General features: G+C 63.3%; 11 protein-coding genes. 1 reads left to right on the forward strand and 10 read right to left on the reverse strand.

The window, feature by feature from the left end; all coding sequences use genetic code 11:
• Nucleotides 1–183: 183 nt before the first annotated feature.
• From FWD29_02500 to FWD29_02540, 9 genes are read right to left on the reverse strand one after another with little or no spacing between them, the layout of a single operon-like run.
• Complete coding sequence (locus tag FWD29_02500) at nt 184–1,164, reverse strand: GTPase Era (GenBank protein MCL2802817.1); 981 nt, start codon at nt 1,162–1,164, stop codon at nt 184–186.
• Nucleotides 1,161–2,183, reverse strand: coding sequence for a hemolysin family protein (locus tag FWD29_02505; GenBank protein MCL2802818.1), 1,023 nt, complete (start codon nt 2,181–2,183; stop codon nt 1,161–1,163). The genes FWD29_02500 and FWD29_02505 overlap by 4 nt, the downstream gene beginning before the upstream one ends.
• Before the next feature lie 15 nt (nt 2,184–2,198).
• Nucleotides 2,199–2,651 carry an rRNA maturation RNase YbeY gene (gene ybeY, locus FWD29_02510; GenBank protein ID MCL2802819.1) on the reverse strand — a complete coding sequence of 151 codons (453 nt, stop codon included), beginning with the start codon at nt 2,649–2,651 and terminating at the stop codon, nt 2,199–2,201.
• Nucleotides 2,641–3,621 carry a PhoH family protein gene (locus FWD29_02515; protein ID MCL2802820.1) on the reverse strand — a complete coding sequence of 327 codons (981 nt, stop codon included), beginning with the start codon at nt 3,619–3,621 and terminating at the stop codon, nt 2,641–2,643. Before FWD29_02515 ends, ybeY begins: the two co-directional genes overlap by 11 nt.
• Nucleotides 3,622–3,659: 38 nt before the next feature.
• Nucleotides 3,660–4,001, reverse strand: coding sequence for an HIT domain-containing protein (locus FWD29_02520; GenBank protein ID MCL2802821.1), 342 nt, complete (start codon nt 3,999–4,001; stop codon nt 3,660–3,662).
• Between the two features lie 15 nt (nt 4,002–4,016).
• Complete coding sequence (locus FWD29_02525; protein ID MCL2802822.1) at nt 4,017–4,781, reverse strand: 16S rRNA (uracil(1498)-N(3))-methyltransferase; 765 nt, start codon at nt 4,779–4,781, stop codon at nt 4,017–4,019.
• Nucleotides 4,778–5,938, reverse strand: coding sequence for a molecular chaperone DnaJ (dnaJ, locus tag FWD29_02530; GenBank protein MCL2802823.1), 1,161 nt, complete (start codon nt 5,936–5,938; stop codon nt 4,778–4,780). The genes FWD29_02525 and dnaJ overlap by 4 nt, the downstream gene beginning before the upstream one ends.
• Nucleotides 5,939–5,954: 16 nt before the next feature.
• Nucleotides 5,955–6,971 (reverse strand): heat-inducible transcriptional repressor HrcA, encoded by a 1,017-nt coding sequence (gene hrcA, locus FWD29_02535; protein ID MCL2802824.1) that lies wholly within the window; start codon nt 6,969–6,971, stop codon nt 5,955–5,957.
• A 45-nt stretch (nt 6,972–7,016) separates the two neighbouring features.
• Nucleotides 7,017–7,202 carry a hypothetical protein gene (locus tag FWD29_02540; protein MCL2802825.1) on the reverse strand — a complete coding sequence of 62 codons (186 nt, stop codon included), beginning with the start codon at nt 7,200–7,202 and terminating at the stop codon, nt 7,017–7,019.
• 368 nt (nt 7,203–7,570) lie between these two features.
• Here FWD29_02540 and FWD29_02545 point away from each other — a divergent pair, with 368 nt between their 5' ends.
• Nucleotides 7,571–12,016 carry an acyl-CoA dehydratase activase-related protein gene (locus tag FWD29_02545; protein ID MCL2802826.1) on the forward strand — a complete coding sequence of 1,482 codons (4,446 nt, stop codon included), beginning with the start codon at nt 7,571–7,573 and terminating at the stop codon, nt 12,014–12,016.
• Between the two features lie 65 nt (nt 12,017–12,081).
• Here the strand turns inward: FWD29_02545 and FWD29_02550 are convergent, their stop codons facing one another.
• Complete coding sequence (locus FWD29_02550) at nt 12,082–12,702, reverse strand: hypothetical protein (GenBank protein MCL2802827.1); 621 nt, start codon at nt 12,700–12,702, stop codon at nt 12,082–12,084.
• Nucleotides 12,703–12,846 lie beyond the last annotated feature (144 nt).

The raw sequence follows: 12,846 nt of genomic DNA on the forward strand, positions 1-12,846 counted from the left end.
ACCCGCGAGACCGAAACCACCTCCCCCGCGAGATCGAGCTTTCGCATAATGCCAGATTCATGCCAGAACCTAACCTCGCGGGAAAGGGGCTGGTCAGAGCCGGATCATGCCAAAGCTCAACCTCGCGGCAAAACAGCTGGTCAGGGGCTGGTCAGGGGTGGCAGGCGATGGGCTAGGAGGTGGTTAGAAGCCGAGGCGGCGCAGGGCTTTGGGGTCGCGCTGCCAATCCTTGGCCACTTTGACGTGGATCTCCAAGAAAACCTTGCCGCCAATCAGGGCTTCGATTCCAGGCCGGGCGGCCGAGCCTATGGCCTTGAGCCGCGACCCACGGTGACCAATGACGATGCCCTTTTGCGAATCGCGTTCGACAAAGAGCGAGGCCCTAACCCGCGTCACACCCGGGCCCTCAGGCCGTTCAATCTCCTCGACCAGCACGGCGATTGAATGCGGCAGTTCGTCCCGCATGGCTTCTAGACCGGCCTCGCGCACCAACTCGGCCAGGCGCACGGCCAAGTCCTGGTCCGTCACTTGGTCTTCGGGGTACCACTTTGGACCCAGCGGCATCAAGCCGGTCAGAACTGAGGCGAGTTCCTCTAGGCCGCTGCCTTTGACCGCACTCACAGGCACGATGCCGGCGCACCGGCCGCGGAGAGTCTCGTCCGGCTTTTTCTGGGGGCCGGAACCTGAGCCCGCTGGCCGCGCTTTGGCCGGCGGGCGATTTGCGCCCACCGCCGGCGAGACGGCGGCGTCGACCTCGGTCAGCTTTTCGACCAGCCCAGTCGGTGAGACCTTGTCGACTTTGGTCACCACCACCACTGTGGCCAGCCCCTTTGGCACCGCACCAAGTAGGAAACGGTCGCCCGGGCCAATCTTCTGGTCAGCCGGCAGGGCCACCACGACCGCGTCGACATCGGCCAAAGCTCCGTGAACCATGTCGTTCAAGCGCGAACCCAGCTCGGTCCTAGGGCGGTGCAGCCCGGGGGTGTCGACCAAGACCACCTGGGCGTCATCCCGCTGGATGATGGCCCTAATCGCGCCGCGTGTGGTCTCCGGTTTCGAAGACGTGATGGCCACTTTCTGGCCCACCAGCGCATTGGCTAGAGTCGACTTGCCCACGTTGGGCCGGCCCACAATGGCAGCGAAGCCGGACCTGAATTCGCTCACTGCCCGGCCGCCGGATCCACCTGCAACCGCCGTGCCAAGACAGTTGAGACTTGTTTGCGCCGACCCTCGAACCGCTCGGCCGCCAGTTCAAGGCCGCTGACCTCGACTTTGGTGCCGGCGATGGGCACGCGCCCGGCCGCCTTGGCCAGTAAACCGCCCACCGTGTCGACGTCTTCGTCGTCGATTTCCAGGTCAAACAGCTCCCCCAGCTGGTCCAGCTCCCAGCGGGTCGGCACCCGCCAAAAACCGTCACCCATGTCGGTGGCTTCGAGCGGGGTCGGGTCATGTTCGTCAGTCAGCTCGCCAACGATCTCCTCCAGCACGTCTTCAAGTGTCACCAGGCCGGCCACACCGCCGTATTCGTCGACCACCATGACCATGTGAGTGCCCATGGCTTGCAGTTCGCGCAGCAGGTCATCGGCCGGTTTTGATTCTGGGACAAAAACCACCGGCCGGCAGTGATCGGCCACCGGCGAGCCGGCGGCATCGGCCTGAGCCTGCATCACCAAGGCGACGTCTTTGAGATAGACCAGGCCGCGCACATCGTCCAAACCCTCTGGCCCCACTACCGGCACACGCGAATGGCCCGAACGCAAAAACAAGCTCATGGCCTTGCGCAGCGGCTTATCCGCCTCAATCGCCACCACTTCGGTGCGCGGCACCATTAGTTCGCGGGTCAGCTGCTGGCCCAACTGGGCCACGGAGGACAACATTTCGCGGTCTTCGTCTTCGATTTCTTCGGTGGTGGAGACGTTTTCGACCAGTTCGGCTAGCTGCTCGGCCGTTAGGCCTTGGGATTGCGAGGCGCCGATGCCGCGTGCCAGCGCCAGCCATGGCCTGGCCAAGGCCGTAGCCAGGGTTGACAGCCGGCTGTGACCTTCGAGTCCGGGCGCCGGTCCGGCCGAGCCGGTCAACCAGCGCCGGCCCACGGCTGAGGCGGCCAAGGCTGAGATGACCGCTACCACCAGGACCCCCGTGGCCACTGCCCAGACCACCACCAGCCACCATTGGAGCCTCATCGCTGCGCCCGCGGCCTATCTGGAAGCCAAGAAGGCCAGTAGCAACTTGCGCTGCAGGGCGAACATGGCGTCGTGTTGGCCGCCTTCGGCGTGATCAAAGCCGAGCAAATGGAGAATTCCATGCACCGTTAGCACCAGCATCTCCTCAGTGGCCGAGTGGCCCAGTTCCTGGGCCTGGCGGGCCGCCACTTCGGGGCAAACCACCACGTCACCGAGCACACCGGGCTGGCCGGACTGCTCGCCGGAGCCGGGCCTGAGCTCATCCATCGGGAAACTCAAAACATCGGTGGGGCCTTCCTCATTGAGGAAACGCTGGTGCAGCTCGGCCATAGCCTTGGCGTCAATCAGCGAAATGACCAGATCAGCCTGCGGGTGCACACCCATGGCGTCTAGGACAAACCGGCCCAGAGCCATGAACTCAGTCTCATCGACCTGGGTGGTGGTTTCGTTCAGAACGTCAATCGCCACGCTTGCCTCTGCGGCGCAGGTCGTGTTCCGCCCAGGCTTCGATGACATAGCTAACCAAGCGGTGGCGTACTACATCTCGGCTGGTCAGCTCGACAAAAGCGAGATCGTCAATACCACGCAGGATCTCGCGTACGGTGCGCAGCCCACTAGTCACCCCACCGGGCAGGTCGGTCTGGGTGACGTCACCTGTCACTACCATGGTGGCGCCAAAACCCAGGCGGGTGAGGAACATCTTCATTTGTTCGGCCGTGGTGTTTTGGGCCTCGTCCAAAATGATGAAGGCGTCATTCAGAGTCCGTCCGCGCATATAGGCCAACGGGGCGACCTCGATAGTGCCGGCTTCCATCAGACGCGGGATATGGTCCGGCTCCATCATGTCCTGCAGCGCGTCGTGTAGTGGCCTGAGGTAGGGGTCGATTTTCTCGCCCAGCGTGCCGGGCAAAAAGCCCAGACGCTCGCCCGCCTCGACCGCCGGACGGGTCAAGATTATGCGGTTGACCTGCTTGTCTTGCAGGGCGCGCACGGCTTTGGCCATGGCCAAGTAGGTCTTGCCAGTGCCGGCCGGCCCAATGCCAAAGGTGATGGTGTGCTGGTCGATGGCGTCAACGTAGCGTTTTTGGCCCAAGGTCTTGGGCCTAACTGTTTTGCCGCGCGAAGACAAGATTGACTGGGTCAAAACCTGGGCTGGCGGCGGGGTATCTTGGCCGGTGCGGGCCTGAGCCAGCATCGAAGCCACGGTTGGTACGTCACTGGGGCCAACCGTCCCACCCCGCTCCAAAATCGCCAGGAGCTCTGAAACCAAGGCCGTGGCGGCATCGGCCACACCGGGCGCGCCCCTGACAGAAATAACGTCGCCGCGCACATGAACATCGGCTGGCTGACAGGCCTGTTCAATGGCTTGCAGGGTTGAATCGGCCCGGCCCAGCAACCCCATCATGACCTCTGGGCGAGCCACCTTGATGGTGCGCAGAACCTGCCCGGGGCCTTCGACGGCTCTGCTATCTGGCTTCACGCAGGCGTCCATCCAAGTCTGGCGCCAGCAATGACATGGCCGTGGACGTGGTAGACACTTTGGCCGGCCTGGGGACCAGAGTTGAAAACCAACCTGAATTGGCCGTCAGCCGCCTCCAGGGCGACTTGCTGGGCCAAGGAGACCAGATCAGCCAGGGCGGTCGAATCGGCTGCCGCCAGGGCGGCCACGTCGGCGTAGTGTTCGCGCGGGATGACCAAGACATGCACCGGTGCCTGGGGGTTGATGTCGGCAAAGGCGATGGCCCGGTCATTTTGGGCAACCACCTCCGCTGGGACTTCGCCACTCACGATTTTGCAGAACAGGCAGTCCAACGGCATCGACATAACACCACCCTAATGGTCGAACCGGCCAACCAAGGCACAAACCACGGCCAGGGCGGCTGGCCCGGCGGTCGAGGTGCGCAGCACATTTGGACCCAATCGCACCACTTGGCTACCGGCCAGGGCGCCAAGAATCTCGACCTCACCATTGGACAGGCCGCCTTCCGGCCCAACCACCAAGTTGATCCGGTGGCTTGGGCTGGTTGTCCAACTGGCCGCCCAGGCGGTCAGCGGTATTTGGGCTGACTCGTGTAGTACCAAGGTGGTGCCGCCCAATGCGGATAGGACTTTCACCAGGCCGGCTTCGATCACCAGCGGCTCGACCGGCGGCAGGTAGGCCCGCCGGGCCACTTTGCTGGCCGCCCGTACCAGCGCCTGCCACCTGGCCCGGCCCACTTCGGCTTTGTCGGCGTTTTGCCAGCGCACCACCGAGCGTTCCGCTTGCCAGGGCACAACCCGGTCGATCCCTAACTCGGTCGCCGCCGTGATGGCTTGTTCGTCTCGTTTGTGTTTGGCCAGGGCCTGGACCAGTGTCAGCTCTACGGCCGGTGGGGGTTCGGCTACCACCTGGCCAATTGCCACCGCCACCCGGCCGCCGTCCACCGCCTCGACCACGCCTTGGCCGCGCAGACCAGAGCCGTTGACCACTTCGACCGTTTCACCGGGCCGGGCTCTGAAGGCAGCACCGGCGTGGTGGGCTTCGGCCTGATCCAATTCCACCACTTGGCCGGGTACCAAGTCAGCGCCCTGGGCGGTCAAAAAGACTGCGTCAGTCACTTGCCCTGCAGCTTGTCCTTGAGCCGGCCAAACAAGCCGGGACTGGTGCTGGCCAGCACCGCCTCCGGCCGTTCCTCGCCGCGTTGGCGGGCCAATTCACGCAGCAACTCTGCTTGAGGTTCGGCCAAGTCTTTCGGCACTTCGACCTGAAGCACAATCCACAGGTCTCCCCGGCCCCGGCCGCGCAGGTGACCCACGCCAAGTCCGTCAAGTTTGATCATCTCGCCCGGTTGGGTGCCCGGCGGCACGTTGACGGCCTGAGGCCCGTCAAAAGTGTTGATCTCAAGCCCAGCCCCAAGGGCCGCGGCGGTCATGGGCAGCCGCAAAGCGCAATGCAGATCGTCGCCCTGGCGAACAAAGTCGCGGTCTGGTTTGACTACCAAGTCGATGAAGAGATCGCCGTTGGGACCACCACCTGGCCCGGCCTCGCCCTGACCGGCCAGCCGGATCCGATTGCCCGTGTCAACCCCAGCCGGGATCTCCAGGCTGACCGTACGCGTGCCTGTGACCCGGCCATGACCAGAGCATTCGGGACAGGGCTGGGTGATCAAATCGCCAAAGCCCTGGCATTGGCGGCAGACCTCGGCTGTGCGCATATCGCCCAACAAAGAGCGGACAATCCGCTCGCGGGCGCCCCGGCCCTGACAGGCTTGGCAGGTTTCGGGGCTGGCGCCTTGGGCGCAGCCGTTGCCATGACAGCTGCCGCAAGCCAGGAAGGTCGAAAAGGTCAGCTCCCTCTGTAGCCCAAATACGGCATCGGCCAAATCAATCGACACCCGCTCCAACTGTTCACGCCCGGGCGCCACCCGCGAGGCCGGACCGCGCCGCCCGGTCCCGCCGCCGGCCGCGTTGAACAGGGTCTCGAACAGGTCGCCAAAACCGCCAAAGCCGCTGGCCTGCCCAAATGGGAAACCGCCACCGGGCGCACCGCCGCCACCAGGCGCCAGAGGGTCAACGCCCATGTCAAACATTTCGCGTTTGTCTACGTCGGAGAGCACCTCATAGGCGGCGTTGACCTCTTTGAAGCGCTCCTCGGCGCCTTCGGTGGCGCCGGCCACATCGGGGTGAAGCTCGCGGGAGAGGCGGCGGTAGGCCCGCTTGATTTCCTCTTGGGTGGCGGTGCGGGGCACCCCCAGCGTGGCGTAGTAGTCCTTCACAGATTCCTAACTGTCCTTATTGGGCCAATATGCGTGACAGATACAAGGCGATGGCGCGGACCACCGCAATCGAGCCAGGGTAATCCATCCGGGTGGGCCCCAGCACGGCGATGCGTCCCACTGCCTCACCCTGGCCATAGGGCGCGGTTACCAGCGAGGCTTGCAGCAAACCCGGATGGGTGTTCTCGCTGCCAATTCTGATGGCCACCTGGCCGGTGTCCGCCACCAGTTCGCCTAACAGTTTGAGCAGGACGACTTGTTCTTCGATGGCTTCGAGTAGCGGCAGGATCGAGCCGTCGAAGTCCGGGCTGGACCGGGCCAAGTTGAAGGTTCCGGCCATGACGACCCGATCTGCCTGGCCTTCCTGCAAAGTGTCTTTGACCACCTGGGCAATTGCCGCCACGGCCGGGCGTTGGGCCGGCGGGAACTCACCTGGCAAGGCGTCCAGTTCCGTCATGGCCTGCTGCGGCCGGCGGCCGGCGGCTACCTCCATTAGCCTGACCCGCAGTTTCAGGCCAGCCTCGCGGTCAAGGTTGACCGGCAAATGGACGACCCGCTGTTCGACCCGGCCGGTCTCGGCAATCATGACCGCCAGGCAGCGATCCGGTTCGAGCCCAATTAGCTCAACGTGGCGCAGAGTCGAGGACCCGAAGGAGGGGTATTGGACCATGGCGACCTGGTGGGTCAGCAAGGTCAAGGTCCGCACGGCCCGCTCTACTACCTGGTCAAGGTCCAACTCGCCGTCTAGTAGGGCATTGATGGCCCGGCGCTCAGCTTTTGATAGTGGTTTGACGGTGGCCAATTGGTCGACAAACATTCGGTAGCCGGCGTCGGTTGGCACCCGGCCGGCCGAGGTATGCGGCTGCGCGATTAGCCCGGCTTCCTCCAGAGCCGCCATGTCATTGCGAATAGTGGCCGGCGAAACGTCGAGGCTGTGCCGCTCAACCAGGGCCCTGGAACCAACCGGTTCCCGGGTCGATACGTAGTCCTCCACGATGGCGCGGAGCACCTTCAGGCGCCTGGCGTCCAACATGGTGATCTGGCCTCCGGTAGCACTCGGGACATGGGAGTGCTAATTCTACTTGGTGGCGCTGCTTCCACCAACGATTGAGTTGAACGGTTGATTGACCGTTGCAGATTGAGTTGACCGCCTCGATGACAGCGGCAAATCGAGTTGAACGCCTCGATGACAGCGGCAAATCGACATGAACGCCTCGATGACAGACCTCAGGTCTTTGCCCAGGTGGGTCGGAATCACCGTCATCCAGGTGTTCAGGTCGATCCGGGCGAATCATCGAGGTGTTCATGTCAATCCGGGGGCATCATTGATGCGTTCAGGTCGATCCGGGCGAATCATCGAGGTGTTCATGTCAATCCGCGGGCATCATTGATGCGTTCAGGTCGATCCGGGCGAATCATCGAGGTGTTCAGGTCGATCCAAGAGCATCATTGAGGTGTTCAGGTCGATCCAAGAGCATCATCGAGGTGTTCATGTCGATGGTGCCGGAGGCGGCGGCTTGGCCTATTGGTGCTGGCTGGGATAGCCTGCTGGAAAGGACAATCCCAGAGGAGGTATTGCGGCATGGCCCTGGTTTCGCCCGCTTCGAGCCACCACCTCCTGGGCGAGGCGCCATGAAGTACCGTCTTGGCGTCGACATCGGTTCGACCACTATCAAGGCGGTACTGCTGGCCGGCGAACAGGTTGTTTTCGAGGACTACCGACGCCACCACGCCGATATTCACATCGAGCTAGCCAAACTGTTGGGCGAACTGGCCCAGCGTTTTGGTGGGGTTCAGGCCGCGGTGGCCATGACCGGCTCGGCCGGGCTGGGTGTGGCCGAGGCCCTGAGAACCGGATTTGTCCAAGAGGTCCTGGCCGAGACCGCGGCCGTTCAGGTGATTGCACCCCAGGCCAGCGTCATCATCGAACTGGGCGGTGAGGACGCCAAGATCACCTTCCTTGGAGCGGTCCCAGAACAACGTATGAATGGCACCTGTGCCGGTGGCACTGGCGCCTTCATTGACCAGATGGCGACCTTGCTGAAGACCGATGCGGCCGGGCTGGACGCTTTGGCCTCGCAATACAAGACGCTCTATCCGATTGCCTCACGCTGTGGCGTCTTTGCCAAATCCGACTTGCAGCCGCTGTTGAACGATGGCGCCGCTCACAGCGATTTGGCGGCCTCGATCTTTGGAGCCGTCGCCACCCAGACCATCGCCGGGTTGGCTTGTGGTCGCAAGATCACCGGCCAGGTGGTGCTGTTGGGAGGGCCGCTGCATTTCCTGCCCCAACTGCGGGCCGCCTTTGGCCGGGCTCTGGGCGACCAGGTCAGCGAGCTGGTTGCGCCGGCTGACGCCCATATGGCCGTGGCCTATGGGGCCGCCCTCAGTGCCACCAACCAGGACGAGTCCCTGACCGGCCTCGAAGCCAAGGCCAGGCGGCTCGACCTGAGAAATGGCGGCGCCGGGCACTTGGCGCCGCTATTTGCCACAGCCAACGACCGGGCCGCCTTCGACCGGCGCCACGCCGCCGCCAATGTGCCGATGGTCGAGACTAGGCACGCCAAAGGTACCTGTTTCTTGGGCATTGACGCTGGTTCGACCACCATCAAGGCGGTGGTGATTGACTCGATGGATCGGATTGTCTTCTCCCACTATGCCGAAAACGGCGGCGACCCAATCGCGGCGGCCGCCCAGATCGTGGCCAACGCCCGCCAACAGCTGCCCGGTCAGGCCATCATCGCCAAGAGCTGTGTCACCGGCTACGGTGAGTCGCTGATCCGGGCCGCCTTGCACGTCGACGAAGGCGAAGTCGAGACCATGGCCCACTACCGGGCGGCCGAGCACCTCGAGCCGGCAGTCACCTCCGTCATCGACATTGGCGGCCAGGACATGAAGTACCTGTCGATCAAAGACGGCGTGATCGATTCGATCTGCGTCAACGAGGCCTGTTCTTCTGGGTGTGGCTCATTCCTTCAAACCTTCGCCAAATCGCTCAACTTGCCGCTCGATGGCTTCGTGGCGGCCGCCTTGGCGGCCTTCAACCCACCAGACCTTGGTTCGCGTTGCACCGTCTTCATGAACTCGGCCGTCAAACAGGCCCAAAAAGAAGGTGCCTCGGTTGGCGATATTTCGGCCGGGCTGAGCTACGCCGTGGTCCGCAACGCCTTGTATAAGGTCATCAAGCTGCGCCACGCCGGTCAGCTAGGCGAACGCGTGGTGGTCCAAGGCGGCACCTTCCTCAACGACGCCGTGCTCAGGGCTTTCGAGCTGGTCACCTCCCTAGAGGTGATCCGGCCAAATATCGCCGGCTTGATGGGCGCCTTTGGCGCGGCCCTAATCGCCAAAGCCCGCTTCAAACCAGGCCAGCCGTCGCGACTGCTCAGTCCGGTCGAGCTGAAACAGATCAGCGTCGCCACCGCCACTGAAACCTGCAAGCTGTGTCAAAACCACTGCCAGTGCACCATTTCGACCTTTGGCGATGGCGGCCGCCACGTCAGCGGCAACCGCTGCGAGCGCGGGGCTGAGCCGGGCAGTCCTGGCACAACCCTGCCAAACCTCTATGCCACCAAATACAGCCGGCTGTTCTCCTACAGGCGCCTAACCGACAAAGCCGCCCACCGCGGCCCCATCGGCCTACCCAGAGCGCTCAATTTGTATGAGAACTATCCGCTGTGGTTCACCATTTTGACCAAGCTGGGTTTCAAGGTCATCACCTCTGGCCGGTCAAACCACGAGCTGTTCGAGACCGGCATGGACTCGATCGCCTCTGAAAACATCTGCTACCCGGCCAAACTGGTACATGGGCATATTGAGCAGCTCATTTCCCGCGGCGTCAAGACCATTTTCTACCCTTCGGTCAGCTACGAACGCCACCTGGTCGAGGGCGCCGACAACCACTACAACTGCCCCATTGTCACCTCCTACCCGCAGGTCATTTCCAACAACATCCCTGCCCTTAGGACCGGCTCTGCCGACCAGGTCGAGTTCATCCACCCATTTGTCAACCTGGCGCTGCCGGATCACTTGGCCAAACGGGTGGTCGAGATTTTCGCCAAATGGGATGTCACCGCTGAAGAGGCCCAGGCCGCCGTCAAGGCTGGCTACGCCGAACAAGAAGCCTTCGCCGCTGATATGCGCCAGGCCGGCGAGGACGCCTTGGACTACTGCCGCCAAAACGGCGTCACGGCTTTGGTCCTAGCTGGCCGGCCCTATCACGTTGATCCCGAAATCCACCACGGCATTCCCGAGTTGATCACTTCCTTGGGCATGGCGGTGCTGACCGAAGATGCGGTCGCCCACCTGGGCCAGGTCGAGCGCCCGCTCAGGTCCCGTGACCAGTGGGCCTACCATTCGCGCCTTTACGCCGCGGCTGAAGCCGTCACACACCTGGACAATGTCGAACTGGTTCAGCTGAATTCGTTTGGCTGCGGCCTGGATGCCATCACCACCGACCAGGTGGCGGAGATCCTGCAAGCGCACGGCCAGGTCTACACCGTGCTCAAAATCGATGAGGTGTCTAACCTGGGCGCGGCCCGCATCCGCCTGCGTTCGCTGGCCGCCGCGGCTGCCGAGCGGGCCAAACGGGCCCGGGCCGAGCAGCAGGCCAACGAGCAGTCACCAACCGGACTCTCAGCGACCGATCTGCCTGCAACCGGACAGCCAGCAACCGAGGCTACCCAGGCCGCCCAAGACCAAGGCGAGGGTCGGGTCGAACTGGCCGGGCCGGCATCGGACAACTCATACGCCCACCGGCGGCGCCTTTTCACCAAGCAGATGAAGGCCGAGCACACCATCATTGCCCCGCAAATGGCACCGGTGCATTTCTCGCTGCTGGAGGCCGCTTTTAGGCGTTCGGGCTACCGGGTCGAGGTGCTGCACCAGACCACCGCCCAGGATGTCGAAACCGGCCTGACCCACGTCAACAACGATTCCTGCTACCCGGCCGTGATGGTGGTAGGCCAGCTGGTCAACGCCTTCAAGCAGGGCCGCTATGACCCGGATAACACCTCGGTGCTAATTACTCAGACCGGCGGCATGTGCCGGGCCACCAACTACACCGGGCTGCTGCGCAAGGCTCTGCTCGAGGCCGGCTACACCCAGGTGCCGGTGATCGCGCTGTCAACCCAGGGCCTGGAATCCAACCCCGGTTTCAAGCTGACCTTGCCGCTGGCCCACCGGGCCATCAAGGCGATTGTGCTGGGCGACCTGTTGCAGACCCTGGTGCTGCGGACTCGGCCATATGAGGCCACAACCGGCGCGGCCATGGCGCTCTACTGGCAGTGGGACGCCACGGCTCGGCGCCATCTGATGGCCGGTGTTGGCACCTTCAGGGCGCTGGTTGAAGACGCCGTCCACGCCTTCGACAGCCTGGAGTTGAGGGGCGAACCGCGCAAACCGCGGGTCGGCATTGTGGGCGAAATCCTGGTCAAATTCCACCCCTACGCCAATAACGACGTCGTTGACGTGGTCGAATCCGAAGCCTGTGAAGCGGTTCTACCAGGGCTAATGGAATTTGTTCTGAACGGCATGTACGCCGCGGAATGGAATTACGCCAACCTGGGAGTGGGCGGCAAATCCCAGTATTTCAAACGCTGGTTGCGCCGGTTCTTGGAGCGTTACCGGACTCCGGTGCGCCACGCCCTGGAGCGAGCCGAGCTTGACTTCGCTGGTCCGGGCGATATGCCGACCATGGTGCGCGAGGCCCAAACGGTGGCCTCGCTGGGCAACCAAGCCGGTGAAGGCTGGCTGCTGACGGCCGAGGTCTTGGAGTTGATCGAATCCGGCGTGCGTTCGGTCATTTGCGCCCAGCCCTTCGCCTGCCTGCCCAACCACGTCACCGGCAAGGGCATGTTCCGCGAAATCATGCGCCGCCACCCCGAGGTTGGCATTGCCGCCATCGACTACGACCCGGGTGCCAGCCAGGTCAACCAGCTCAACCGGATCAAGCTGCTGCTGGCTTCAAGCGCCCTGGCCGCTGAGGCACATGGCCCGGCAGACATTTCCGATCCCAGATCCGGTGGTGCAGCCGACCGCCAGGCAGCACAAGTGGGTTTGCGGACCAAGTCCCCGACCTAGTGTCTGGCGCCAACGGCCGATGCCGGACCTCACCTTAACCCTGTGCGCTTTAGTTTGCCAGGGTCCTAGCTCGTGGGATATTGCGGTGGGACGTAGCCCGGGCCGTAGCCCTGTGGACTGGCGCCAGGTGGGCCGTAGCCGGGGGCGGGAGGGGCATTGCGCTTGTTCCAGTTGGATCGGCGCACCAGCGTCACAATCAGCCAAGCCAGCCCGCCGAGGAAGAGCACGATAATCGCCAGAACACCGGCCACAATGCCGCCGGCCAGTTTCCCGCCAGCCAGAGTTGGCGCGACCTTGAAGCGGAGGTTTGCGTTGCTCGAACTGCATTCAATGACGTAGCTGCCGTCGACCGGGGGTGTGAAAGTCGCCGCCAAGGAGTAGTTGTTGACCTGCTGAGACACGTAGCCCGAATCATTGAAGGGCAGGATTCCCCCAGCTTGGTCAAGCACCCTGCAGTTTCCGTAGCCGTCGTAGTTGACCCAGAGCCCCATTTCTTGGCCGCCGGACAGCTCAAGCGTGGCATTTCCATCGCCGGGATCAAAGATCTGCGCGTCTCTGATGTCGGCGGTCGCCGCGACCGCCGTGACCACGATCAACACCACTCCTATCACTGGACCAAAGACCATCAAAACGATTCCCAAGACAATCCCGGCGATTCCTGGCTTCTTTTTGGCTTGGTTTGACACGACCGGCCTCCTTCGACTTCAGGACTAGCTAGGTGGCAGTTTAGCCGCGGCCAGTCCGGTGGCTGTTCAGGCTCAAGGCCCACAGGGCTCATTCGGCTGACGGCAGGCGGTGGCCCGGGCGCATGGCTCGCGGCGCCAAGCTGG

Source organism: Micrococcales bacterium, from assembly GCA_009784895.1.
GTDB lineage: Bacteria > Actinomycetota > Actinomycetes > Actinomycetales > WQXJ01 > WQXJ01.